This window comes from Telluria sp. ZB2R32 (genome assembly GCF_059685715.1).
In genome coordinates, this window is sequence record NZ_JCASIG010000008.1 from 116132 (window position 1) to 141593 (window position 25462).

Sequence of the window (25462 nt, forward strand, 5' to 3'; positions counted from 1 at the left end):
TGCCTTGCGCGGCCCGGCCCACCCTACGGTGCGCGGGTTTCGCAGGGTGGGCATGCCCACCGTTATGGCGGTTGTTTATCGGCCGCACAAACGGCAACGGCGCACATACCCGCATTGCCGCGGATACGTGCGCCGTCTGGGCAACACCGGCTAATGCTTACATCACGCGGTGCCGAGATCCTTCGACCCGGTCTGCGTGCTGCCGACATTGGTCTGCCCGCCCGCTTCTTCGTTGTGCGCGGCGATGCCCAGGGCATGCTGGTGGTCGCGCGCCGCTTCCACCTTTTCCGGGGCGACTTCGATGCGGGTGATGCCCGAATCGACCGAGATCGGGTCGCTGGCCGGGAAGGTCATCTCGACGGCTTCGTCGAGCAGGGTTTCCTTGGCCGATTCCGAGGCCGACAGCGAACCGGGGGCGGCAATCATCTCGATGGCGAAGGCATTCGCGATGACCTGGTGGCGCGCCAGCTGGCCGATGGTGGTCACGTTGAAGGCTTCCTGCAAGGCGCGGGCTTCTTTTTCGCCAATCCCATGCAGGGCGGTCAGGGGTGCATCGACCAGTTCCACCGGCGATTTGCCGCGGTACTGCTCGGTAACGATGGTATCGATATTCATTTTTTGTCCTCTCAAGTAAGCAGCCTGTTCAAGTTCGACATGGTTGAACCGGACACGGTTCCACTATCGCATCCGGCGCCGCTTTCGTATGTGCGCTGCCGAACATGCACCACCCTGCACGATTGCTGATAGTTACCAGAAATTGCCGTGCTATCATTTCAGCGCTTCAATTGTGTCTTTACTTTGGAAAACAAAGGCGGTCTGCTATTCTTTCATTCCGCGAAAATTTCGGCCTTTCCGACGAACGCAGCAGGAACGACGTGCCAACTACCGACAAACCAAAAATTCTGGTCGTGAACGACGATGCGGCAAGCCTGCTCGCCCTTTCCAGCCTGCTCGATCAATGGGCCGACGAGACCGGCTACACAGTCCTGTCCGCGCGCTCCGGCCAGGAAGCGCTGCGCCAGGTGCTGCTGCATGACTTCGCCGTGATCATCCTCGACGTCAACATGCCCGGCATGGACGGCTTCGAGACCGCCGAAGCGATCCACCAGCGCGCGCGCTCGGCCGACATCCCGATCATTTTCGTGACCGCCTTCCTGGCCGACGAGATCGACCGCCTGAAAGCCTACCAGCGCGGCGCCGCCGACTTCCTGTTCACGCCGGTGATCCCGCAGATCCTGCACGCCAAGGTGTCGGTGTTCGTCGCCCTGGCCAACAAGAACGAGCAGCTGCGGCGCCAGACCGAAAAGCTCTCGCAGCGCACCGAGGAACTGACCGGCACCAACGAGCGCCTGATGCGCGAGATCGAGGACCGCCAGGCGGCCGAGGCCAAGAGCCACGCCAAGGACGAATTCCTGGCCATGCTCGGCCACGAACTGCGCAATCCGCTGTCGGCCATTTCCAGCGCCGCCGCCCTGATCGACATGCCCGGCGCCCACGTGGAAATGGCAACCCGCGCGCGCCAGATCATCCAGCGCCAGACCCAGCACCTCTCGCGCATCGTCGACGACCTGCTCGACCTGTCGCGCGCCATGTCCGGCAAGATCCTGCTGGCCAGGAAGCCAGTGGACATGGCCAGCCTGGTCGGCGCCTGCCTCGACACTTTCCGCGCCACCGGCCGTACCGGCGGCTACCGCATCAACGTCGACCTGGCGCCGAACTGGGTCGACGGCGATCCGACCCGCCTCGAACAGATCGCCACCAACCTGATCGACAACGCCCTGAAATACACGCCGGCCGGCGGCACGATCGACATCACGATCGGCCAGGATGGCGACGAGGTTCTGCTCAGCGTGCGCGATACCGGCGTGGGCATCGCGCCCGACCTGTTGCCGCACGTGTTCGACGTCTTCGTGCAGGGTTCGATCAGCCTCGACCGCGCCCAGGGCGGCCTGGGCATCGGCCTGTCGCTGGTGCGGCGCCTGGTCGAACTGCACGGCGGCAGCGTCGGCGCGGCCAGCAGCGGCGCCGGCGAAGGCAGCGCGTTCACCATCCGCCTGCCGCGCGCCGACGCGGGGCAGGCCCAGGCCACGGCCCCTGCCGCGCAGCCTGCGGCCGCACCCGGCAAGCCGCCGGTGCTGCTGATCGAAGACAACGAGGATGGCCGCGAGATGATGGCAACCATGCTCGACGTGTATGGCTACCCGGTGCTGCAGTCCGGCGACGGCCTCGACGGCGTGGCGCTGGCGACGGCGCACCTGCCGCAGGTGGCCCTGGTCGACATCGGCCTGCCCGGCATCGACGGCTACGAGGTGGCGCGGCGCCTGCGCGCCAATCCGGCAACGAGCGCCATGCGCCTGATCGCCCTCACCGGCTACGGCCTGGCGGACGACCAGCGCCGCGTGCTGGAAGCGGGTTTCGACATGCACCTGGTGAAACCGGTCGACATCGCCCAACTGCTGGGTGCGCTGGGCGAGCCGGCGCCGCTGCGCACCTCGGCACAGTAAGCCAACAAAAAACGGCGCCGCGGCGCCGTTTTTCATCTGCGTGTCGAGCGCTTATTGCGTCGCTTCGCTCATTGAGTGGCTTCGATTTCCTGCTGGCGCGCCTTCATTTTCTCGCCCAGCGCCTTCAGGTCGAGCTTCAGCTGGCGGGTTTTCGGGAACATTTCCTTCTCTTCTTCCTCGACGTGGTGCTCGATCATTTCGCTCAGCACCTTCACCTTGGCATCGTACAGGTCGTCGCCCGGGTCCATTTCCATGATCTGGGCGATCAGGTCCTTCGCCGAGGCGTGCTCGACCACGGCTTCATCGACCATGTCTTCGGTGTCTTCGCTCGCTTCGCGGGTGGCCGGGTAGAAGATCTCTTCCTCGATCTGGGTGTGCATGATCAGTGCCTTGCAGATCTCGTCGGCCAGCTTCTTCTTGCTGACCTTGGCGCGGTCGGTCATGTTCTCGAAGCGCTCGAACATCTCTTCGACTTCGCGGTGCTGTTGGGTCAGCAGTTCGACGGCATCGACGCCTGCATTCGTATTGTTCGGCATGGGAACTCCCTGAAAAGTGTCCGGTTTAAAAGAATATAGTTTTATTAAGTGCAGGCCTCCAGCATCCTCCGAAACGGGGTGCTCTACCGTTCGGCAGCGCACGCAGGCGGCGCGGTAGCGCCGCCGTGCGCACTTCCCCTACGAAGCTGTTGTATGATTTGGGAAACATTCAACCGAGCCCACGATGACCGCACCGGACCCGCAACACCCCGACCCGGAACTGGAACGGCTGGTTGCCGAACGCACCGCCGCACTGACCGAGCTGGTCGCCCACCTGATGAACTGCTGGGACGACGAGCGCCGCCTGCTGGCGCGCAAGCTGCACGACAGCCTCGGTTCGTCGATGACGGCGCTCACCATGCACCTGGGCCTGCTCTCGAAAGGGTTGACCGACCCGAAAGCGATCGACCGTGCGCAGCAGATGAAAACGCTCTTGAACGGCATCATCGAGACCAACCGCACCGTGCAGCTGACGCTGTGGAACGACAAGCTCGAATTCCTGGGCATCAAGGCGGCGCTGGCCGAACTGGTGGCCGAGTTCGCCCAGCAGCACGGCGTCACGGCGCGCGCCAGCCTGCCCGACGACGACGACGGCTATCCGCGCGCCCAGGGCGTGGCGCTGCTGCGTTGCGCCGAGGAAGGCTTGCAGAATGCCTTGCAACACGGGCGCGCGGCCACGATCGACGTGATCCTCGACGACGACGGCGAACAATTGATGATGACCGTGCGCGACGATGGCGTCGGGCTGGCGCAGTCGGCGCCGGTGCAATCGCTGCGCTGCCACGGCTTGCGTTTGCTGCGCGAACGGGCGCGCGCGTTGGGGGGTGATGTAACCTTGGCCGGCGCCGATGGCGGTGGCGCCGCGTTGACCATGATTTTGCCGCGTAATCACGGCGGTTGAGGTTCGTGGCGGGCGGTGATCGTCGGGTGTTCGACGGCACGTAACGCGTGGACGGAGTCCACCCTACGGTGCGCAGCGGTTCGTCATTGATGCCGGAGGCGGTGGTGTAACGTAGGGTGGACTCCGTCCACGCGTTGACGTGCGTTCGCACACCGCAACGCCCTCCCTGATCAGTGCAACTTGACCAACGGCGTCGTCCTGCGAATCAGGAAGCGCGCCACCGCCAGCACCCCGGTACGCATCGCCCCCAGCACCGCCTGGTGGTGCATCAGGTGCAAGCTCGTGTACATCACGCGCCCGATCATGCCTTCGACGAACCAGCTGGCGCCGCTGAGCGATCCCATCAAACTGCCGACGCTGGTGGTCTTGCCGAGCGAGACCAGCGAGCCGTAGTCGCGGTAACGGTAGGGTTTCTCGTCGACCGGCTTGCCTTTGGCGCGGCGCAGGAATTGTTTCAGCAGGTAGTCGGCCTGCTGGTGCGCGGCCTGGGCGCGCGGCGGTACCGGCTTGCCGGAAGCGTCGATGCAGGCGGCGCAATCGCCCAGCGCATACACGCCGGGCACGCCGGGCACCCGCAGTTGCGGATCGACCTCGATCTGGCCGCCCTTGGTGACCGGCAGCCCGAGCGTGCCGAGGAATTCGGGCGCGCGGATGCCCGCCGCCCACACGCACAGGCTGGCCGGGTAGACGTTGCCGTCGCTGTCGAGCACCCGGTCCGCGTCGATCCTGGTGACGCGGCAATTGTTGACGACGCGGATGCCGCGCTCGTCGAGCAGCTTCAGGGCCGCGGCGGAGACCCGCTCGGGCAGCGGCGCCAGGATGCGCGGCGCGCCTTCGAGCAGCGTGATGCGCACGTCGCGCTTGACCTGCAGGCGCGAGAAACCGTAGGTGGCGTACACGCCGGAGGCTTCGCGCAGTTCGGCCGCCAGCTCGACGCCGGTGGCGCCGCCGCCGATGATGACGACGTCGAGCGCGGCGTTGGCGTCGTTGCGTTCCTCGCGCGCCTGCTCGGCCACCGCCATCAGGCGCAGCAGGCGCAGGCGGAAGCGTTCGGCGTCTTCGGTGGCGTTCAGCGAAATCGTGTTTTCGCGCGCGCCGGGCACGCCGAAGTAATTCGAGGTGCTGCCGACCGCGATCACCAACGAACCGTAATCGATGCGGCGTTCGTGCAGCACGTCTTCGCCGTCGGAGGCGCGCACCGCGCCGACCGTGATGCGCCGGGCCGCATGGTCGAGCGCCGTCATGGGGCCGTAGACGAAGGTGAAACCGTTATCGTGGGCCAGCATCTGGTAAGAGAGGCCCTCCTGGTGGATGTCGAGGGTGCCGGCCGCCACCTCGTGCAGCGACGGCTTCCAGATGTGGTACAGCCGTGTGTCGACCAGCATCACCTTCGAGGGACCGAGCTTGCGCCCGAGTTTGCAGGCCAGTTCCAGTCCGCCCGCCCCGCCACCAACGATCACGATTTCGCTCTGCAAAGCCACCCTCCATTCGAGATGCCGCCGGCTCAGGCCGGTTATTGGCTACCTGGAAAGTGTACACCCGCAGGGAAAAGCGCGTCGCCGCCCGCCGTGTGCCGCATCAGTGTCCGCGGCCGTGCCCGTGGCCATGACCGTGCTTGTCGTGGCGGTCGTGCCTGTCATGGCGGTCGCGCCTGTCGTGACGGTCATGGTGGCCGTGGCGGCCGCGCCGGTCATCGTGATGAACGACGTGGTGGACTTCGCGCACCTCGCGGTAACCGTGATGATGCGCGCGGTAATGCGGCGCATAGGTGTTGGTGTACCAGTCGTCGCGCACGAACATCACCGGACGCGCGCAGGCGTCGTAGCGGCCGCAATAACGCGACCAGTTCTTGCGGTGGCCGGGCGGCACGCGCAGGTAGACCGGTTGGGCGCGCACGTGGCGTACTTCGCGCACGATGATGGGGCGCTGGGTATAGACGACCGGCGCCGGGGCGAAGTCGCCCAGGTCCAGGCGGCCGTAGAAGCCGGGCTGGCCGACACGGATGCTGACGTTGGTTTGCGCCAGCGCCGGCAGGGCTGCAGCGGCGAGAGCGGCGCCAAGAAAGAGGGAACGGAGCAGAGATGTCATGGTGGTCCTCACGGTGCGATGTTGCGTGAACTGTATCAGTGTGAAGTCGAAACTTTGTTGGTTGCAACACACCGTTACACTTGTCGCAACGCCGTAACGGACCGTGAATTGCGACCGTATCCGGCGCCGCCAAATCCCGTTATCATGGGGGCAAAGGAGGATTCGCCATGACCATGCGTGCCCTGCGCTGCGGCGCCGTCGCCCTTGCCTGCCTGCTGGCCAGCGCCTGCAAGGACCGCCCCGAACCCGTCAAGCCGATCGCCGCGACGCCCCTGATTTGCTGCATCGATTACTAAGCACCTTGGTGTCGGGCGCGATAAATTCGTCACGCGCCGGGGCTGCGCAGAGTAAACTGTCGGCTCTTCATTTGCCCCAAGGTTTTGCATGTCGTTTTCCTCGCTCGGCCTGATCGACCAGATCACGCGCACCCTCGCCACCCTCGCCTACAACGAACCGACGCCGGTCCAGATGCAGGCGATTCCCGCCGTGCTGGCCGGACGCGACGTCATGGCCGCGGCCCAGACCGGCACCGGCAAGACCGCCGGCTTCGCCCTGCCGCTGCTGCAGCGCCTCGCCATGAAGGGCCAGGTGTCGTCCAACGCCGCGCGCGCCCTGGTGCTGGTGCCGACGCGCGAACTGGCCGAACAGGTGCACACGAGCTTCAAGACTTACAGCGCCGGCCTGCCGCTGCGCACCATGGTCGCCTACGGCGGCGTCAGCATCAATCCGCAGATGATGGCGCTGCGCAAAGGCGTGGACGTGCTGGTGGCCACGCCCGGGCGCCTGCTCGACCTGCAGCGCCAGAACGCCCTGAAACTCAACGAAGTGGCGATGCTGGTGCTGGACGAGGCCGACCGCATGCTCGACCTCGGCTTCTCGCGCGAACTCGACGGGATCCTGGCCGCCCTGCCGAAAAAGCGCCAGACCCTGCTGTTCTCGGCCACCTTCTCTGACCCGATCCGCGCGCTGGCGAACCGCCTGATGCGCGACCCGGTCAGGATCGAGACGGCGCCACGCAACACGACGGTGAAAGCGATCGAACAGTGGGTCGTCACGGTGGACAAGAAGCGCAAATCGGAACTGTTCCTGCACCTCCTGAAAAAACACGGCTGGGGCCAGGTGCTCGCCTTCGTCAAGACCCGGCGCGGGGTCGACGAGCTGGTCGAGCTGCTGGCCGCGAAACGCATCGACGCCGACTCGATCCACGGCGACAAGCCGCAGCCGGCGCGCCTGCGCGCACTCGAACGCTTCAAGGCTGGTGAAGTAAATATCCTGGTCGCCACCGACGTCGCCGCGCGCGGCCTCGACATCGACGACCTGCCGGTGGTGGTGAATTTTGATTTGCCGATCGTGGCCGAAGATTACGTCCACCGCACCGGCCGCACCGGCCGCGCCGGCGCTTCGGGCCAGGCGGTCTCGCTGGTCTGTGCCGACGAAGTGCAACAACTGGCGGCGATCGAACAGCTGACCGGGCAAACCCTCAAGCGCGTCGAAGAGCCCGGCTTCGCGCCGGATCACCGCGTGCCGGAAACCGATGCCAGCGGCCAGGTCGTCAAGAAACCGAAAAAGCCGAAGAAGCCGAAGGGGGACGCCAAGGTCGTGACCGAGGACGTGCGTTTCCGGCGTTGACGATCATCGTAGGGTGGGCGCCAAGGGTGAGATGCACGCGAAAGAAAATTTCACCCGCGCGAAATTTATGAAATATTCTTTCGTCACAGTACCAGCCGGAACTTGCGCACGCCCTCCTCGTCCGCCCGCATCACTTCGAAGCCCAGCTTCTTCACCAGCCCGATGATCCGGTTATTCTGCGGCAGCGCCTCGCCGACGATTTCGCGCGTGCCGCGCAGGCGGCAGTAGTCGATCAGTTTCTGCATCAGAATCCGCCCCAGCCCCATGCCCTTCAGGTCCGAGCGCACCGTCACCGCGAATTCGGCGCTGACGTTGTCGGGGTCGGCCACCACGCGCCCCACGCCCAGGGTCTCGGGCAGGCCGTCCGGTCCGGGGCGGGTGGCGATGAAGGCCATCTCGCGGTCGTAGTCGATCTGGGTGAAGCGCGCCAGCTGCGAGGGTTGCAGCTCGCGGATACGCACGAACATGCGGTAGCGCACGTCGTCGGGCGTGAGGGCGTCGAAGAAGCGCAGGTGCGCCGGGCCGTCCTCGGGACGCACGGGGCGCAGCAGCAGTGCGCTGCCGCCGAAGTCGATGGTTTGCTCCAGCTCGCGCGGATAGGGCCGGATCGCCAGCCGGTCGAGCGTGCTGGCGGACTGGTCGGCCAGCGCCAGGCGCATGCGCGCGTCGAGCACGATGGCGCCGTTGGCGTCGGCCAGCAGCGGGTTGATGTCGAGTTCGACGATTTCCGGGATGTCGGCCACCAGGCGCGAGACCTGCACCAGCGTGGCGACGATCGCATCCATGTCGGCGGCGGGACGGTTGCGGTAGCCGGCCAGCAGGCGCGCCACGCGCGTGCGTTCGATCATGTCGCGCGCCAGCACCGCGTTCAGCGGCGGCAGCGCCACCGCGTAGTCGTCCGCCACCTGCACCGCCATGCCGCCCTGGCCGAACAGGATCACCGGGCCGAACACCGGGTCGGTGGCCGCGCCCAGGATCAGTTCGTGCCCTTCCGGGCGGCGCGCCATCGCCTGCACCGAAAAGCCTTCGAAGCGGGCGTCGGGACGCAGTTCCTGCAGGCGCTTCCTCACACGCTGGGCGGCGGCGCGCACGGCTTGCTCGGAGTCGAGGTCGAGCACCACGCCGCCGACGTCGGACTTGTGCATCACGTCCGGCGACAGGATTTTCACGGCCACCGGGAAGCCGATCCCGCGGGCAGCCGCCACCGCTTCGTCGACCGTGGCGGCGGCGCGCGTGTCGACCAGCGCCATGCCGTAGGCGCGCAGGATGGCCTTGGTCTCGGGGTCGGTCAGCAGGTAGCGCCCGCCCGCCAGCGCTTCGCGCACCAGCGCGCGCGCCGCGCCGCGCTCGTTGGCGCCGATGCTGGAAACCGAGGGCGGCACCTGCATCAAGAGGGTCTGGTTCTGGCGGTAGTGGACGATCTGCAGGAAGCCGGCGACCGCGTCTTCGGGCGTGCCGAAGGTCGGCATGCCGGCCTGCGAGGCGATCGCGCGCGCCGCCGCGACCGAGTCGCCGCCCAGCCAGCAGGCCAGCACGTTGCGCGAGGCGCCCTTGGCCAGCGGCGCGATCGCGCGCGCGATGTCGGCACTGTCGACGGTGGCGGTGGGCGCATGCACGACCAGCACGGCGTCGGTGCCGTCATCCTTCAGCAGGATCTCCAGCACCTGGCGGTAGAGTTCCGGTTCGGCGCCGCCGTGCAGGTTGAGCGCGCCCGTGGCCGCGCCAAGCGTAGCGCGCGGCAGCACGGCAGCCAGGCGCTCGCGCGTCGCCGCCGACAACTCGGCCGCGCGCCCACCCGCGCCCACCAGCGCATCGAAGGCGAGCAGGCCGGGGCCGGCGCCGTTGGCGACGATCGCCAGGCGTTCGCCATGCAGCGGTTTGGCATGGGCCAGCGTTTCGACGGCGGCGAACAGCTGCTCGGTCGTGGCCACGCGCAGCATGCCGGCGCGCCGGATCGCCGCGTCGAAGACGTCGTCCATGCCCGCCAGTGCGCCGCTCTCGCTGGCGGCGGCGCGCACATCGTTCTGTACGCGCCCGGCTTTCAGCACCAGCGTCGGCTTGCTGCGCGCCGCCGCACGCGCCGCCGACATGAACTTGCGCGCATAGCGCAGGTGCTCGACGTACAGCAGGATCGAGCCGGTGGCGCCGTCGCTGGCCAGGTAGTCGAGCACGTCGCCCAGGTCGACGTCGCTCGAATCCCCGAGCGCGATGAAATGCGAAAAGCCGATGCCGCGCGAGCGCGCCCAGTCCAGCACCCCGGTCATCAGCGCGCCCGACTGCGAGACAAAGGCGATCCGCCCGGGGAGCGCGCCGCTGTGGGCGACGCTCGCGTTCAGGCCGAGGCCGGGCGCCAGGAGACCGGCGCTGTTGGAACCCAAAATGCGCAGCAAATACGGATGGGCGGCATCGAGCATGGCTTGCTTGAGCGAGCGGCCACGCTCGTCCCGGCCCTCGGCCAGGCCGGCGCTGAGCACCACCGCCGCGCGCGTGCCCTTCTCGCCGAGCTGGCGGATGATCGCCGGCACCGTGGCCGGCGGCGTGCAGATGACGGCCAGGTCGGGCGCGCTGGCCAGGTCGGCAACGGAGGCAACCGTCGGCAGGCCGGACAGCTCGCCGTACTTCGGGTTGACCGGGTAAATGGCGCCGCGAAAGCCGCCGGCAAGCAGGTTGCGCAGCAGCGTCGCGCCCAGGCTGCCGGGACGGCTGGAGGCGCCGATCAGCGCCACCGAGCGCGGCGCGAACAGCCTGTTCAGGTTGCGGACGCTCATGGCCGGCGCCCATTGAAACGGCGGTGCACGGCAGCGCGCGCAGCAGTGTGAGCCGCGGACGGCGAATTCGCTAGACTCGATGGCACCCCGACCTCCACCCTTCGAACATGACCAATAATAAAAACGCCGCCACATCCACTTCTGCAACTGCCCCCGCCCCCGACAGCCGCAAGGTGATCTACGCCGCCATCGTCGCCAACCTCGGCATCGCCATCGCCAAATTCATCGTCGCCGCCCTCACCGGCAGCGCCGCCATGCTGGCCGAAGGCATCCACTCGGCGGTCGACACCGGCAACGAACTGCTGCTGCTCGTCGGCGAAAAGATCAGCGCGCGCAAACCCGACGCGCGCCACCCGTTCGGCTACGGCAAGGCGGTGTATTTCTGGGCGCTGATCGTCGCGCTGTCGGTGTTTTCGCTCGGCGGCGGCCTCTCGATCTACCACGGCATCCACAGCCTGCAGGCGCCCGAACCGCTCACCGACCCGTTCTGGAACTATGTCGTGCTGGGCGTCGCCTTCCTGTTCGAAGGATACAGCTGGAACGTTTCGCGGCGCGCACTGAACAGCAACCGCCGCCCCGGCGCCACGCTCTGGCAGACGGTACGGGCCAGCAAGGATGCCTCGGTGTTCACCGTCTTCATCGAAGACAGCGCCGCCCTGCTCGGCCTGATCGTGGCCGGCGCCGGGATCTTCCTCGGACATCTGCTGGACAATCCGTACATCGATCCGGCGGCCTCGATCGTGATCGGCCTGCTGCTGGTGGGCGCGGCATTCACGCTGGCGCGCGAGACCGGCGCCCTGCTGGTCGGCGAAAGCGTGGGCATCGAGCAGACCGGCAAGCTGAAGGAGATCTTCCGCGCCGACCCGGCCATCGAGACCGTTGGCCAGCTGATGACCATGCAGCTGGGGCCGGACGACGTGCTGCTGACGGCGGCCGTGCGCTTCAAGCGCGGCATGCGCATCGACGAGGTGGACGTCGCGATCGCGCGCCTGGAGCGCGCCGTGCGCGACTTCGATCCTGAGGTCAAGCGGGTTTATTTCGAGGCGGCGGCGCTGCGTTCGGCAGTAGGGCAGCCATCGGGTCCCCCTTGACCGTTCGCAGGACAGTTTGCCGAGCAGGGATGGCGATATGGCCGGGCGAGCATGCTAGAATATTCTGGTGAATACTCTCCTGCGCTCGCTGATCGTCTGGCTGCTTCTGCTGGCAGTGCCCTTCCAGGGCATGGCGGCAGTGGCAACCGACGCGTGCCTGCCGGCGCACGTCATGCCGGCGCAGGTCATGCCGGTGGCGGAGCAGATGCACGGTGCGATGCCGCCCTGTCACGAAGCCGCCATGCCCGGCGCCGCGTCCGAGCAGGAACAGCCGGCGCCGCATCACCAGGCCGGCAAGTGCGGCACCTGCTCGGCCTGCGGCATCGGCAGCGCGGTGCTGCCGAGCTTCCTGCCGCAACTGGCGGCCCATGCGCCGGCCGCCGCGGCCAGCCCGGCAGCCATCAACTACCTGCCTTCGGTTCATCTCGCCCAGCCGGAACGACCTCCCCGCCCTCTCCTCGCCTGAACCCTAGCTGGCCGCCGGTGTGCGGCCTTGTCGAACGATTCTGTCGAGGATGTCATGACCTTCGCCACCACGCTTTTCCGCGTGGCCGCGCCGTGCCTGCTGGCCGGCGTCGCCCACGCGTCTCCTGCTCCTGTTGCTGTCGCTGTACCTGCCGCGGACGGCGCCGTACCGGTGCCGGCCGCCACCTATCAATCGGCCCTTCCCTACCGGCCCGCCGCCCCTGACGCCGTCCGCCCCGACCAGGCCTGGCGCGAGCAGAACCGCATCGTCGGCGCCTACGATTCGATGGCGCTGACCATGCGCTGGCATGCAGGGCATGCCGGTCACGGCGCGATGCACGGCGCGACGGCCAACGCGCCTGCCGATCCGCACGCCGGCCACCACATGCCGGCCACGCCTGCGGCGGCGGACAAAGCGACGCACCAGCATGCTGAGCGGCATTCGGACCATACTGGTACAGCTGCCCCTGCTCCCGCCGCGCACCAGCATGGAGGCCAGCCGTGAGCGGTCGCGGACGCCACTTGCGCGGCGGCGCCCTGGCGGCACTGGCCCTGCTGGCCGGCTGCGCCAACGTCACGCCCGGCGGCGGCTTCGACGCCGTTGTCACGCGTGCACAGGAACGCGGCGGCCTGGCGCCGCGCATCGTCATGAACGAGGCCGACGCGCGCGCCGTCGCCGACACCACGCGCGCGCTCCTGGCGCGCCCGCTCGACATGGATGGCGCGGTCCGGGTCGCACTGATCAACCACCCCGGCCTGCAGGCGAGCTACTGGAACGTCGGCATCGCCCAGGCCGACCTGGCCCAGGCCGCGCGCCTGCAGAATCCCGCCTTCGGCTTCAAGCGCATGGCCGGCGGCGGCGAAGTCGAGATCGATCGCTCGCTGGGGTTCAACCTGGTGCAGGCCCTGACCCTGCCGCTGGCGCGGCGCGTGGAAAGCGGCCGCTTCGAAGCGGTGAAGCTGGCCGTGGGCGCCGGCATCGAGCGCCACGCCGCCGAAACGCGGCGCGCCTGGATCGATGCGGTGGCGGCAGTCCAGGGCCTGGACTACGCGCGCCGCGTGCATGCGGCAGCCGAGGCCAGTGCCGAACTGCGCGCACGCATGGCGCGCTCCGGCAATGCCAGCCGTCTCGACCTGGCGCGCGAACAGGCCTTCCAGGCCGAGGCCGCGGCCGCCGTCGCCCGCGCCGCACAACACACCGTGGCCACGCGCGAACAGCTGATACGCCTGCTCGGCCTGTGGGGTGCGGATACAAGCTTCACCCTGCCCGAGCGCCTGCCCGACCTGCCGGCCGGCCCAGTGGAACTGCCCGACCTGGAACGGCGCGCGCTGGCGCAGCGCCTGGACGTGGCCGCCGCGCGCCAGGATGCCGCCGCCACCGCCGCCAGCCTGGGCCTCACGCGCACCACCCGCTTCGTCAACGTGCTGGAACTGGGCGCGGTGCGCAAGAGCGAGACCGGCATGCCGGCCGAACGCGGCTACGAAGTGTCGATCGAATTGCCGCTGTTCGACTGGGGAGGGGCACGCAGTGCACGCGCCGAAGCGCTCTACATGCAGTCGCTGCGCCAGGTCGCCGAGACCGCGGTCAATGCGCGCAGCCAGGCGCGCGAGCGCTACCTCGGCTACCGCGCCGCCTGGGACCTGGCGCGCCACTACCGCGACGAGGTCATCCCCTTGCGCAAGCGGATCTCGCAGGAGACCCTGCTGCGCTACAACGGCATGCTGGCCAGCAGCTTCGACCTGCTGACCGACGCCCGCGACCAGGCCGGCGCCGTGAATGCCACCATCGAGGCGCTGCAGGCATTCTGGCGCGCCCATGCCGATCTCGAAGAAGCCCTCGGCGGCCGGGTTGTCCATGCGGCCCATGCCGCCCCATCGCAGCACAAGGAACACGCAGAATGACTTCACGCCGATCTTTTTTGAGTAATGCCGGCGCCGCCATGGTCGGCGCCTCGCTGGTCAGCCGCGCCGGCGCCGCGACGTTGCCGGAAGCCCCGGTCCAGTCCTCCGGCGGCACCGCCGCGCCGCTCGCGCCGCCGAACGGCCGGCCCTACAACCCGGTCGTCACCCTGAACGGCTGGACCCTGCCCTGGCGCATGAAGGACGGCGTCAAGGAATTCCACCTGGTGGCCGAACCGGTGGTGCGCGAGCTCGCGCCCGGCATGCAGGCCAACCTGTGGGGCTACAACGGCCAGAGTCCGGGGCCGACGATCGAGGTGGTCGAAGGCGACCGCGTGCGCATTTTTGTGACCAACAAGCTGCCCGAGCACACCAGCATCCACTGGCACGGCCAGATCCTCCCGTGCGGGATGGATGGGGTGACGGGCCTGACCCAGCCCGGCATCCCGCCCGGCAAAACCTTCGTCTACGAGTTCGTGGCGCGCCACGCCGGCACTTTCATGTACCACCCGCACGCCGACGAGATGCAGCAGATGGCGATGGGGATGATGGGTTCCTGGGTCACGCATCCGAAAGACATCCGCCGGCACGCCGTGGACCGTGACTACGTGCTGCTGCTGGGCGCCTACGACATCGAGCCGGGCAGCTACACGCCGCGCACCAACACGATGCTCGACTTTAACCTGTGGACCTTCAACAGCCGCGTCTTCCCCGGTATCGACCCGATGGTGGCCGGCCTGAACGAGCGCGTGCGCATCCGCGTCGGCAATCTCACCATGACCAACCACCCGATCCACCTGCACGGGCACCGCTTCGAGGTGGCCGGCACCGACGGCGGCTGGGTGCGTCCCGAGGCGCGCTGGCCCGAGGTGAGCATCGACATCGCCGTGGGCCAGATGCGCGCGATCGAATTCGTGGCCGACAATCCGGGCGACTGGGCCTTCCACTGCCACAAGTCGCACCATACGATGAACGCGATGGGCCATGAGGTGCCGAACCTGATCGGCGTCGACCACCGCGGCGTGGCGCAAAAGATCAACGACCTGATCCCGGGCTATATGGTGATGGGCGACAAGGGCGGCGCGATGGGCGACATGAAGATGCCGCTGCCGGAAAACACGTTGCCGATGATGGATGGCCGCGGCCCCTTCGGCCACCTCGACATGGGCGGCATGTTCACGGTGCTGAAGGTCCGCGATGGCCTGAAGCGCGGCGACTACCGCGATCCGGGCTGGTACAGGCACCCGGCGGGGACGGTCGCGCGCGAGTGGACCGGCGAGGTGCCGACGGCGCCGCAGGCGCCGGGGAAGGCGGCGGCGTCAAGGGAGCCGGCGGTCACGGTGCGCAAGCCGGCTACGCACAAGCACTGAGAAGCACCGAGGCGGGATGGGCACGGCGTGCCCATCCTCTACGCGCGGGCGGTCACCGGATACCCTGCTTCATCGATCGCCGCGGCGATGCGCTCCACGTCGGCGCTGCTGTCGATGCGCACCTTCTTCGTCGCCAGGTCGATCTCCACCTTCGCATTCGCGTCCAGCTCCTGCACAGTCTTGGTCACGCGTCCCACGCAGTGGCCGCAGCTCATGCCTTCCACAGTCAATTCAAGCATCTTCTCTTCTCCAGTCGAATCAAGCGCCGGCGCGAGGCTGGCGTTAATGAAAGGGGCCGGCCGCCAGCGGCGCAGCAGCAGCGCGTTGGCGACCACGCTGACGGAACTGAGCGCCATCGCCGCCCCGGCCAGCATCGGATTCAACTGGCCAAAGGCCGCCAGTGGAATGCCGACCAGGTTGTAAATAAAAGCCCAGCCCAGGTTCTGGCGGATCTTGCGCCAGGTGCGGTGCGAGATGTCGATGGCGTCGGCCACCAGGCGCGGGTCGCCACGCATCAGCGTAATGCCGGCCGTGTGCATCGCCACGTCGGTGCCGCCCGCCATGGCGATGCCGACGTCGGCCGCGGCCAGCGCCGGCGCGTCGTTGATGCCGTCGCCGACCATCGCCACCGTCGCTCCCTGCGCCATGGCCGCGCGCACGGCGTCGGCCTTTTCCGCCGGCAGCGCCTGCGCGATGTAGCGTTCGATGCCGAGTTCGCTCGCCACCACGCGCGCCGCCCCCGGATTATCGCCGGTCAGCAGCATCGGCGTCACACCGATGGCCGTCAAGCGCGCGACCGCCTCCCTGGCGCCTTCCTTGAGCGCGTCGCCAAAGGCGAGCAGGCCGAGCACCTCGATAGCGCCGGGCGTGTCTCGTGCCAGCAGTGAGACGGTGCGGCCGTCACCTTCGTGCCGGCTGGCCGCCGCGCGCAGCGGGCCCGGGTTGCCGCCGAGTTCCTCGATCAGGCGCGCGTTGCCGAGATAGACGGTCACGCCCTCGACCTCGGCCTGCACGCCGCGTCCGGCCAGGGCGCGCGCGTTGGCAGCGGCAGGCAGGCGCAGGCCGCGCTGGTGCGCATGGGCCGTCACCGCGTGCGCCAGCGGGTGTTCGCTGTGCTGCTGCACGGCGCCGGCCAGCAGGGTAATCAAGGCCGCGTCGGCGCCTTCGACCGCCACTACCTGCGGGCGCCCGGCGGTCAGGGTGCCGGTCTTGTCGAAGACGACGGTGTCGATTGCATGCGCGCGTTCGAGCGCCGCGGCGTCGCGGATCAGGATGCCGTGGCGCGCGGCGGCGCCGGTGCCGACCATGATCGCGGTCGGCGTCGCCAGCCCGAGGGCGCAGGGGCAGGCGATCACCTGCACCGCAACCGCGTTCAGCAGGGCCGCCTCCCAGTCGCCCGTGGCCAGGCCCCAGGCCAGGAGAACGATCACCGACAGCAGCAGCACCGCCGGCACGAAGACGGCGCTGACGCGGTCGACCAGGCGCTGCACCGGTGCCTTGACCGCCTGCGCATGCTCGACCTGGCGGATGATCTGCGCCAGCATGGTCGCTGCCCCGACCGCGGTGACGTCGACCAGCAGCAGGCCTTCGCCATTCACGGCGCCGCCGGTCACGCGCGCGCCCGCCTCCTTGGCCTGCGGCAGGCTCTCGCCGGTCAGCAGCGACTCGTCCAGATGGCTGCGGCCCTCGACCACGCGGCCGTCGGCGGCGACGCGCGCACCGGGACGCACCACCAGCAGGTCGCCCACACGCAAGGCGTCTGGGGCGATGGCCGTGTCGACGCCGGCGCGGCGCACGATCGCCTCCGTCGGGCGCAAGCCTTCGAGGGCGCGGATGGCTTCCACCGTCTGCCCCTTGGCACGGGCCTCGAGCCACTTGCCGAGCAGGACCAGGGTGATGACGACGCCCGACGATTCGAAGTACAGGTGCGCCGCATGATGCGTGCCACCCCGCAGCAGCAGGTACACCGACAGCGCGTAGGCGGCGCTGGTGCCGATCGCCACCAGCAAATCCATGTTGCCGCTGCCGGCGCGCAGGGCCTTCCAGCCGGCCCGGTAGAAGCGCGCACCCAGCCAGAACTGCACCGGCGTGGCCAGCAGCAGTTGCAGCCAGCCAGGCAGCGACCAGTGGCCGCCAAGGAGCTGGACGAACATGGGTGCGGCCAGCGGCGCACTGAACAGGGCGGCCAGCGCCACCGGCCACCAGGCCGCGGGCGCCCTGGCGCTCGCGCTGGTACCCGCTGCGCCGGCGTCGTGATCAGCCTTGAAGACGGCCTGGTAGCCAGCCTTGTCGACAGCCGCGCGGACGGCTTCTGGCGTGGCTGTGCCACGCACGCTGGCCCGTTCGGTCGCCAGGTTGACGCTGACCTCCGCAACGCCGGGCACCGCGCGGATGGCTTTCTCAACACGCGCGACACAAGAGCCGCAGGTCATGCCGGAAATATCGAAGCTGGCGGCGTCGGACCCCGCAAGTTGGCCGATGTGCTGATCCATGGTCTGTTCTTTTCGATGGCGTTAGCGCCAATGCGGCAGCCAGCCGGCGCCGGCTGGAGTACGCATGGACATCTCAATCCGCTATTGTAGGGCCTTGCCCGCCTGCTTGCTGGCACGCGGCAAGGCGGGCAGCGGCGCCATCGGCATGACCAGGTAGCGCATGTCGGCGCGGTCGCCCTGCGCCGGGCCGCCTGCGAGAAAGCAGTCGCGGCCGAGCCGGGCGCCGTCGGCTGCAGCGGCCGCCAGCCGCAGCGGCCGCACGTCCTGCGCGCGCAAGACCAGTTGCACCTCGAAGCCGACAGTCGGTTCGGCGCAGCGGCCGAGAACGGCGCGCAGGGCCGCGCTGGCGTCGCCGCTGGGCAGGAAACGGGCGAAGGTCGCCGCGTCGAGCGGGCCGATGCGCAGGCGCGCGCGCAGGTCGGGGCGCCAGCTGCGCTCGCCCAGCAGCACGTTTTCGCCCAGCTCGGCATTGATGCCGAGTGCGGCCTGCTCGGCGCGCCCGAGGCGGTCCCAGTGCCCGACTGCTTCCTCCAGGCGCACCGCGACGCCGAAGAAATCGGACACGATGCGCTCGATCATGACAGCCGAACAAGGGCGCTGTGCGAGCATGCCGGCGAAATGCGCGATCAACTGTGGCGGTGGTGTCTGCGGCTGTGACTCCGGGACGCCGCCGGCCAGCGCCAGCAGCAGCGGCCGCAGGCGGTCCGCGCCGCCTCCCGGCATGTGCGCGATCCGGTTTTTCTGCCAGGCGCGCCAGAACAGCGCCAGCATGCGGTTGGAGACCAGGTCGAGGAAGGCGCGCGGCGCCGCGTCGTGGCCGGCGCTTTGCCAGGCGGCGATGCGTTCGGTAACGTGCGCCGGCAGCGCGCCGTGGGCACCGAGCAGTCCCATGAAGGCCGGCGTGATCGTGAAGCGATGGTTGGCATCCGCTTCCGCAAGATCGGTCCCCGCGCGCGTATGCGCGATCGCTTCGATCTCGGAGGCGGGAAAGCCCAGGCGCAGGCTGTTCTCGAAGCGCAGGCAGTCGCGCCAGGCCTGTTCCGGCGCCACTCCTTGCCGCGCCAGCCAGGCCAGCAGGAGCGAGACCGCCTGCACGAATTCGAAGGCGTGCGGTTCCGCTAGCAGCCGCTCGATGATGCTCGCAGTTGTTCGGCGGTGCGTGGGGCGCATGCGAGGATCTCCTCTCCGGTCTGGTGCGACACGATCTCGAGCCGCGTAAAGCAGTTGAGCTGGCTGTTGAGCGCAAAGTAACGGTCCATCACCTGCGCGAATAGGTACAGCGCACTGCCGGCAAAGGCTTCCTCGTCGACCGTCATGCGGATGGCGACGCCCGGCATCAATGCCGACACCGGGCGCGTCCGGAGCCAGGCGCGCGCACTGCCGTGTTCGAGCTTGACGATGCCGGCGATCTGGCGCCGCGCCGCCGGCGAGCGCGGCAGGTCGTACAGGGCGAGCATTTTCTGCAGGTCCGGCAGCCCGGCGCTGGTGAGACCGGCATAATTCAGGGCCAGGTGCGCGATCAGGCGCCAGTGGGCGCCGTCGCCATTCGCAAAGCGCCAGCTCGCGCTCGGTTTGCGCAGCAGGGCGAATGGCGCGGCGCCGCTCGCCGACTCGGCCATCAGGTCCCCTTCCGGCTGGCCGATGCGCAGCTGCGCCGGCAAGTCGCGGTTGGTGCAGGTCAGTTCCGTCGAAATCGTGGCGCTGGCCGCGTCGTCGGGGTTGAAATCGGGGTCGCTGAGCGACAGGCGCAGCGCGTGCCCGGGGCTGCCGGCGGCCAGCAACTCGTCGCGGCGCGCGCTCCAGAAACGCCCTCCTCCCCCCTGGTGCTCTCCCCGGTGGTCGTGCTGCACCGCGTAGAGGGGACTGAATTCGGTCACGCTGGCCGTGCCGCGCGCCTCGCGCACGACGCACACCCGGTCGATGCTGTGGATGTCAAAGGCGCCCGCGTGGGCGCCGTCGGCCGCCAGCGTGTATTCGGCGCGCGTATGGGTCAGCGCGATCGGATCGCCGGCCTTGCGGAACAGGTTGACCACCGGCGTGCAGCCGGGCAGCAGGTGGCGCGCGGCCAGGGGCGCGAGCATGCGCGCGCTGTCGCCGTCGGCGGCGATCCCCGCCAGCCCAAGGTGCAGCGTGCAGCGCGAGCAATCCGCGGGTAGCTGGCGCGCCAGCGCCCTCAGGTCGATATCGATGAAATGGAATTTGTCCGGATAGGCGAAGTACTCGGTGAGCAGCCGGAAGGCCGGATGCGAGCGCGTCGACGTCGGCAGCAGCGCTTCCTCGTCGCCGAAGCCGGCCAGGCGCAGCGGCACCGCCGCCAGCGGCCGCCAGCCCGGACTGCCGTCGGCCTGGACCCAGGCGCCGCGCGCGCGCATGAACAGCGCATCGATCAGGGCGGCGCGCAGTGCCGGCTCGCCGTCGACGAACAGGCGCATGCTGCCGACGCCGCGCGCGCACAGGGCGGCCAGCGAACCCTTTACTTCGAGACCGATCGACAGCCCCGCCGTCACGCCGCGCGCCAGCTGCGCCGTGCGTGGTGCCGCAATCGGGACGGAGAAGGCCGCGTCGACGATGCTTAGCGGCCCGGTCAGCACCGGATAGACGGTACGGAACTGGCACACCGTGCCACTCACCGGACTGCTGCGCAGCGGCGTGCCGCGCTCGATTTGGGCAAACTCGGCGCCATCGTGGCTTGATGCCACGACGCGGGCGATCGAATAAGACGGCAGCGGGCGCAGGTAATGTGGATACAGGCTCTCGAGCAGCGACTCGGTGAATTTCGGATAGTCGTCGTCGAGCCGCTTGTGAATGCGCGCGCTCAGCAGCGCCACCGACTGGATCAGCCGCGCCACGCTCGGGTCGTCGTAGCGCTCGCCGCTGATGTGCAGGTCGCTCGCTGGCTTGGGGTAGCGGCTGCGAAATTCGCGTGCATGGTGGCCGAACAGACCCAGCTCTTCCTCGAAATACCGTAGTAGCTCGTCCATACCCGCTCCGTGCTCGCTGGAAACAAACTATGCTCCCATCGCCCCGCCGCCCTGGCATTGACTGGGGATAAGAAGCGCTGCCGCTGCACACGTTCACCTGAGCCCGAACGACGTGAATTATTCGAAGTCCCGCTTTGATCTGGCGCAAAGACCTTACCGATAGCGCATGCAAACTGGCCGAATCACGCCGCCGACGCCCCTTCCGATGGCCCCGCTGCTCCCCTCCGCCAACCACACTGCCGCCGCCGCCCTGCGCCGTGCACGCAAGTTCCTGTTCGTCCGACTCCAGCGGCACGCAACCTTGCCCGACGCCGAATTCAGCGCCGCGTTCGAATCGGTGGTCGTCGCCATCGAAGCCGGCCTGGCGCATGAAGAAGCCGTCATGGAAACGCTCGGCTTCGACGGCCTGCACGAACGCCGCGCCGCCAACGCGCTGCTGCTCGCCTCGCTGCACCGCATCGTGACGCAGGTCGAAGCGGGCGACGCCGCGCTGGGCCGGGCGGCGCTGGCGGCTGCTTGCGACCTGCTGTCGATACACAGGCTGACGACCGACCTTGCGCTCGTCCGCGCGCGCCCGCTTGTTGCGGCGCCCGGTCACCTCCGGGCGGGTTGGGCAGCGGGAAGCCTTGCTGCGCGCAAGAGGAAGATCTGATGGATGCAGCGACTGGCATTTCCCCTACGTCTGGCGGAGACGGTGTCCGCCATCCGCGACCCAGGCCCCAGCCGATATGACACCTGGTCACTTGTAGGGATGCTCTATCTTATACAGAATAGGATCATCCTTGATGATGGAGATCCTATGAGAACGACTGTCACGATCGATGACGATCTGTACGCGAAAGCGTTAGACATGGCTGACCCGGACATGGATCGCGCGGATCTATTCCGGGAGGCAATCAAAACCTTCGTACGGGTGCAGGCGGCAAAACGTCTGGCCGCACTTGGCGGCGCATCCCCCGAGATGCCCGAAGTGCCGCGGCGAGGGACAGAATCGACATGACGAGCGGGGTGCTGATCGATACCTCGGTATGGGTAGACCATTTTCGGCGGCGCAACGACACGCTTGTGGACCTGCTCTCTCTGGATCTTGCGTTGACGCATCCAATGATCGTGACCGAACTGGCGTGTGGTACGCCGCCGGCGCCAAGGCTACGCACGCTGGCCGACATCGCAATGCTTCCCCACGCACGGCAAGCCAGTCTCGACGAAGTCAGAACGCTGATCAAGCGCGAAAACCTGTTTGGACTCGGGGTGTGGCCTGGTCGACCTGGCTCTGTTGGCGTCGGCCTTGCTGACGCCAGGCTCGCAGCTGTGGTCGCAGGATAAACGCCTCGCACAACTGGCAATTCGGTTCCGCATTGCTTATCAGGTAGCGCGCCACTAGCAAAAGTGATAAACACGTTGAGCGCGCGGCACTTGGCGCTCTACTCGTCCGCCCTGCCAACGAAAAAAGCCACCTTGCGGTGGCTTTTCTCTTGATTCTGGCGGAGACGGTGGGATTCGCCTACATGCTGCAGGCCGCGCCATCGCGAGTACGCGATGGCCTTCGAATCCCACCCGTTGAGCGCGCAGGCGCTCAACTCGTCTGCCCTGCCAACGAAAAAAGCCACCTTGCGGTGGCTTTTCTCTTGATTCTGGCGGAGACGGTGGGATTCGAACCCACGATACGGGTATAAGCCATATGCATCCTTAGCAGGGATGTGCCTTCGGCCACTCGGCCACGTCTCCAATCAACTCCAGCAAACTGCGCTAGCGCTGAGTGCAAGCATCTTAATGGCCGGTGCCGGATTGGTCAAGGCAGCGCGGCCAAAAATAAGGAAAAAGTTAAGCTTTCTCCAGGCCAAACGCTTTATGCAGGGCGCGCACGGCCAGTTCCATGTATTTCTCGTCGATCAGGACCGAAATCTTGATCTCGGAGGTCGAGATCATCATGATGTTGATGCCCTCTTCCGCCAGCGTGCGGAACATTTGCGAGGCAACGCCGACGTGGCTGCGCATGCCGACGCCGACGGCCGAGACCTTCGACACCTTGGCGTCGCCGACGATGCGCGCATAGCCGAGCTCGTCGCGCTGCGCTTCCAGCACGGCCAGGGCGCGCTGGTAGTCGCCGCGCGAGACGGTGAAGGTGAAATCGGTCTTGCCGTCGACCGACTGGTTCTGGATGATCATGTCCACTTCGATATTGGCATCCGATACCGGGCCCAGGATGTGGAAAGCGACGCCTGGCTTGTCCGGCACGCCCAGGACAGTGATCTTGGCTTCATCACGGGTGAATGCGATACCGGAGATGACGGCTTGTTCCATGTTGGTTTCTTCCTCAAACGAAATCAGGGTGCCGGACTTGGCTTCTTCTTCCAATGGCATCAGGGGGTTGGTCAGCGACGACAGCACGCGCGTCGGGACCTGGTAGTTACCGGCGAACTCGACCGAGCGGGTCTGCAGCACTTTCGAGCCGAGCGAGGCCAGTTCCAGCATTTCTTCGAACGTGATCTTTTCCAGGCGGCGCGCTTCGTCGACGACGCGCGGGTCGGTCGTGTAGACGCCGTCGACGTCGGTGTAGATCAGGCATTCGTCGGCCTTCAGCGCAGCAGCGATCGCCACCGCGGACGTGTCGGAACCGCCGCGGCCCAGCGTCGAGATGTTGCCCTCTTCGTCCATTCCCTGGAAACCGGTGATGATGACGATCTTGCCCGCGTCGAGATCGGCGCGCACACGCGTGTCGTCGATCGACTGGATGCGCGCCTTGGTGAAGGCGGAGTCGGTGCGGATGCCGGCTTGCCAGCCGGTGTAGGAGACGGCGTCCTTGCCGATGGCCAGCAGCGCCATCGCCAGCAGGCCGACCGACACCTGCTCGCCGGTCGAGGCGATCATGTCCAGTTCGCGCGGGTCCGGCTGATCCATGATTTCCTTGGCGAGACCGATCAGGCGATTCGTTTCGCCCGACATCGCCGAAGGCACCACGACGATTTGATGTCCGGCGTCGTGCCACTTGGCGACGCGCGCCGCGACATTCTTGATGCGGTCTGTCGAACCCATCGACGTACCACCATATTTGTGGACAATTAATGCCATAAAAGAGAGCTTCCCAGCGTGAAGAGGGTGAAAAGGGAACACTTACTCTAGCATGTTGCACTGCAAGATCACAAGAAGGGAAATCCGAAAAGCTATATGAAAAGAAAATAAAGTAATACGCTTTTCGCATAGAAATTATTCGGGTTTCGAGCGTCTGAGACAGCCTTCAGGGCAAGGCGCAGCGTCGAAGACAGTACACTTGTACGGCAAGACGATGCAACGCAGCCATGGAGGCTGTATCAGGCGCTCTTCGCCTCCCAACGCAAGCTGACGCACCCGGCCGCATCGGACGCAAAGTGGTGGCAATCCATGCCCAGTCCCGCCGCGAACAGCAGGTCGCGCCCGCTGCTGACGATCGGCAGCCTGGCTCGTTCCCAGGCCGGAATGTCGGCCGCCTGGTAGTGGGCCTTGAGGCCGCGCGTCGGACGGTTCGGCGCCAGCTTCAACCGCTCGCCGCCCTTGCGGAAATCGATGACCAGGTGCTGCGCGCGCAGCCAGGCCGGATTGAAGCCGACTTCCGCCGGCTCGACGTACAGCACGCCGCCATAGGCCGGGAACGCCAGTTGCGCCTCGCCCTGCCAGCGGAAGGATTCGCCGTGTTTTTCGATGATGCCTTCGTCGTCCGGATCGCGCATGCCGGCGAGGTCGGCCAGTTTTGGCGTGATGTACAGGCGGTCGCGGTGGCGGCGCAGGTGGCAGGCCGGGTGCGTTACCAGGAGTTGGGCGTCATGGCGCGCCTCGATCAGTTGCGCCACCAGCTCGACCAGCCAGGCGGTCGACGGCATCGCCAGGCCGCGGCTGGCAAACCAGTGGCGCAGCAGGTTGTAGACGCGATCGAGGCTCATCGTGCGCAGGCGCGCGACGTCGATGGCGCCGTCGACCAGCGCCAGCGCCAGGTCGCCCTCGGCCAGCTCGGTCAACAGGCGCTGCGCCGACTGCGCGTGCGCCGCGCTGCGTGCGAAGCGCTGCTGGAAGCCGGGAAAGGCCTCGGCCAGCGCCGGCATCACGCGGTGGCGCAAGGCATTCCTCGCATAGCGGGTGTCGCCGTTCGATTCGTCCTCGACCCAGCCGAGCCCGGCTTCCCGCGCATAGGCTTCGAGCTCGGCGCGCGCCAGCGGCAGCAGCGGGCGCGCCATCACCAGGTCCGGGTTGCCCAGCAGTTCGGGCGCGCTGTTGGCCGCATCCATGCCCGACAACCCGGCCGGGCCGGAGCCGCGCAGCAATTGCAGCAGCACGGTTTCGGCCTGATCGTCGAGGTGATGAGCAGTCAGCAGCAAGCTGGCGCCGTGCTCGCGGCACATGTCGCCGAGCGCGCGGTAGCGCAGCTTGCGCGCCGCGGCCTCGAGGCCGGCGCCGGTGCCGTCGACCGCGACGCGGCGGTGATCGGCACGTACACCGAGCGCGGCGGCGGCAGTCTCGACATGGCGCAGCCAGGCGTCGGCATTGCCGCTCAGGCCGTGATGGACGTGGAAAACGAAAAGGGTGTGCCCCTGCTCACGGCACCAGGAAGATGCCAGTTGCAGCAGGACCATCGAATCGAGGCCGCCGCTGCAGGCAATGGCGATCGTGGCGGGGGAAAACTGCGTGCGCAAGGTGTCGAGCGCACGCGTAAAAACGGCCGGGACGGACCCGGCCTTGGTACTGCTTGTTGTACTGCTCACTTGAT

General features: G+C 67.6%; 21 protein-coding genes, 1 tRNA gene and 1 pseudogene. 12 read left to right on the forward strand and 11 right to left on the reverse strand.

Annotated features, from left to right (window positions below; all coding sequences use genetic code 11):
* Positions 1-162: 162 nt before the first annotated feature.
* The gene (locus AC56LG_RS21335) at positions 163-615 is read right to left on the reverse strand and encodes a hypothetical protein (protein ID WP_497168043.1); all 453 of its coding nucleotides are present in this window, start codon (positions 613-615) and stop codon (positions 163-165) included.
* A 260-nt stretch (positions 616-875) separates the two neighbouring features.
* Here AC56LG_RS21335 and AC56LG_RS21340 point away from each other — a divergent pair, with 260 nt between their 5' ends.
* Positions 876-2504, forward strand: a complete 1629-nt coding sequence (locus AC56LG_RS21340) for an ATP-binding response regulator (protein ID WP_497168044.1) — start codon at positions 876-878, stop codon at positions 2502-2504.
* A gap of 68 nt (positions 2505-2572) precedes the next feature.
* On the opposite strand, the gene AC56LG_RS21345 is transcribed toward AC56LG_RS21340, so the two are convergent.
* Entirely contained in the window at positions 2573-3040 is a 468-nt protein-coding gene (locus AC56LG_RS21345) for a hemerythrin domain-containing protein (RefSeq protein WP_497168045.1), read from the reverse strand.
* 184 nt (positions 3041-3224) lie between these two features.
* Here AC56LG_RS21345 and AC56LG_RS21350 point away from each other — a divergent pair, with 184 nt between their 5' ends.
* Positions 3225-3941 (forward strand): sensor histidine kinase, encoded by a 717-nt coding sequence (locus AC56LG_RS21350; RefSeq protein ID WP_497168046.1) that lies wholly within the window; start codon positions 3225-3227, stop codon positions 3939-3941.
* Positions 3942-4111: 170 nt separating this feature from the next.
* Here AC56LG_RS21350 and AC56LG_RS21355 read toward each other — a convergent pair whose 3' ends face one another.
* Both AC56LG_RS21355 and AC56LG_RS21360 read right to left on the reverse strand, forming a co-directional pair.
* Positions 4112-5416: an NAD(P)/FAD-dependent oxidoreductase gene (locus AC56LG_RS21355; protein ID WP_497168047.1), complete on the reverse strand. Its 1305-nt coding sequence runs from the start codon at positions 5414-5416 to the stop codon at positions 4112-4114.
* 103 nt (positions 5417-5519) lie between these two features.
* Entirely contained in the window at positions 5520-6029 is a 510-nt protein-coding gene (locus tag AC56LG_RS21360; protein ID WP_497168048.1) for a hypothetical protein, read from the reverse strand.
* Positions 6030-6196: 167 nt separating this feature from the next.
* On the opposite strand from AC56LG_RS21360, the gene AC56LG_RS21365 reads away from it, so the two are divergent.
* Both AC56LG_RS21365 and AC56LG_RS21370 read left to right on the forward strand, forming a co-directional pair.
* Entirely contained in the window at positions 6197-6325 is a 129-nt protein-coding gene (locus AC56LG_RS21365; protein WP_497168049.1) for a hypothetical protein, read from the forward strand.
* An 88-nt stretch (positions 6326-6413) separates the two neighbouring features.
* Positions 6414-7658: a DEAD/DEAH box helicase gene (locus AC56LG_RS21370; RefSeq protein WP_497168050.1), complete on the forward strand. Its 1245-nt coding sequence runs from the start codon at positions 6414-6416 to the stop codon at positions 7656-7658.
* A gap of 83 nt (positions 7659-7741) precedes the next feature.
* Here the strand turns inward: AC56LG_RS21370 and AC56LG_RS21375 are convergent, their stop codons facing one another.
* The gene (locus tag AC56LG_RS21375; protein ID WP_497168051.1) at positions 7742-10426 is read right to left on the reverse strand and encodes a bifunctional acetate--CoA ligase family protein/GNAT family N-acetyltransferase; all 2685 of its coding nucleotides are present in this window, start codon (positions 10424-10426) and stop codon (positions 7742-7744) included.
* Between the two features lie 107 nt (positions 10427-10533).
* Here AC56LG_RS21375 and AC56LG_RS21380 point away from each other — a divergent pair, with 107 nt between their 5' ends.
* From AC56LG_RS21380 to AC56LG_RS21400, 5 genes are all read left to right on the forward strand, one after another.
* A complete protein-coding gene (locus AC56LG_RS21380) occupies positions 10534-11517 on the forward strand; it encodes a cation diffusion facilitator family transporter (RefSeq protein ID WP_497168052.1) in 984 nt (327 codons plus the stop codon).
* Positions 11518-11584: 67 nt separating this feature from the next.
* Positions 11585-11983: a hypothetical protein gene (locus AC56LG_RS21385; RefSeq protein WP_497168053.1), complete on the forward strand. Its 399-nt coding sequence runs from the start codon at positions 11585-11587 to the stop codon at positions 11981-11983.
* A 54-nt stretch (positions 11984-12037) separates the two neighbouring features.
* Complete coding sequence (locus tag AC56LG_RS21390; RefSeq protein ID WP_497168054.1) at positions 12038-12487, forward strand: hypothetical protein; 450 nt, start codon at positions 12038-12040, stop codon at positions 12485-12487.
* On the forward strand, positions 12484-13884 hold the full coding sequence (locus AC56LG_RS21395) for a TolC family protein (protein ID WP_497168055.1): 1401 nt from the start codon (positions 12484-12486) through the stop codon (positions 13882-13884). The genes AC56LG_RS21390 and AC56LG_RS21395 overlap by 4 nt, the downstream gene beginning before the upstream one ends.
* Positions 13881-15251 (forward strand): multicopper oxidase family protein, encoded by a 1371-nt coding sequence (locus AC56LG_RS21400; RefSeq protein ID WP_497168056.1) that lies wholly within the window; start codon positions 13881-13883, stop codon positions 15249-15251. The genes AC56LG_RS21395 and AC56LG_RS21400 overlap by 4 nt, the downstream gene beginning before the upstream one ends.
* A 38-nt stretch (positions 15252-15289) precedes the next feature.
* Here the strand turns inward: AC56LG_RS21400 and AC56LG_RS21405 are convergent, their stop codons facing one another.
* The 3 genes from AC56LG_RS21405 to tssF all read right to left on the reverse strand — a co-directional run bounded on the left by AC56LG_RS21405 (position 15290) and on the right by tssF (position 20724).
* Positions 15290-17743 carry a heavy metal translocating P-type ATPase gene (locus tag AC56LG_RS21405; RefSeq protein ID WP_497168057.1) on the reverse strand — a complete coding sequence of 818 codons (2454 nt, stop codon included), beginning with the start codon at positions 17741-17743 and terminating at the stop codon, positions 15290-15292.
* Between the two features lie 81 nt (positions 17744-17824).
* Positions 17825-18913, reverse strand: coding sequence for a type VI secretion system baseplate subunit TssG (gene tssG / locus AC56LG_RS21410; protein ID WP_497168058.1), 1089 nt, complete (start codon positions 18911-18913; stop codon positions 17825-17827).
* Positions 18862-20724: a type VI secretion system baseplate subunit TssF gene (gene tssF, locus AC56LG_RS21415; protein ID WP_497168059.1), complete on the reverse strand. Its 1863-nt coding sequence runs from the start codon at positions 20722-20724 to the stop codon at positions 18862-18864. Before tssF ends, tssG begins: the two co-directional genes overlap by 52 nt.
* A gap of 166 nt (positions 20725-20890) precedes the next feature.
* Between tssF and AC56LG_RS21420 the strand changes: the two genes are divergently transcribed.
* From AC56LG_RS21420 to AC56LG_RS21430, 3 genes and pseudogenes are all read left to right on the forward strand, one after another.
* Positions 20891-21376 (forward strand): hypothetical protein, encoded by a 486-nt coding sequence (locus AC56LG_RS21420; protein WP_497168060.1) that lies wholly within the window; start codon positions 20891-20893, stop codon positions 21374-21376.
* A 147-nt stretch (positions 21377-21523) separates the two neighbouring features.
* Positions 21524-21724, forward strand: a complete 201-nt coding sequence (locus tag AC56LG_RS21425; protein ID WP_497168061.1) for a type II toxin-antitoxin system VapB family antitoxin — start codon at positions 21524-21526, stop codon at positions 21722-21724.
* A pseudogene (locus AC56LG_RS21430) lies at positions 21721-22108 on the forward strand (VapC toxin family PIN domain ribonuclease). The gene AC56LG_RS21425 and the pseudogene AC56LG_RS21430 overlap by 4 nt, the downstream one beginning before the upstream one ends.
* Positions 22109-22359: 251 nt before the next feature.
* On the opposite strand, the gene AC56LG_RS21435 reads toward AC56LG_RS21430, so the two are convergent.
* The 3 genes from AC56LG_RS21435 to tilS form a co-directional block, all read right to left on the reverse strand.
* A tRNA-Ser gene (locus AC56LG_RS21435) sits at positions 22360-22452 on the reverse strand.
* Positions 22453-22548: 96 nt separating this feature from the next.
* On the reverse strand, positions 22549-23796 hold the full coding sequence (locus tag AC56LG_RS21440) for an aspartate kinase (RefSeq protein WP_497168062.1): 1248 nt from the start codon (positions 23794-23796) through the stop codon (positions 22549-22551).
* Between the two features lie 239 nt (positions 23797-24035).
* Positions 24036-25457: a tRNA lysidine(34) synthetase TilS gene (gene tilS / locus AC56LG_RS21445; protein WP_497168063.1), complete on the reverse strand. Its 1422-nt coding sequence runs from the start codon at positions 25455-25457 to the stop codon at positions 24036-24038.
* Between the last annotated feature and the right edge of the window lie 5 nt (positions 25458-25462).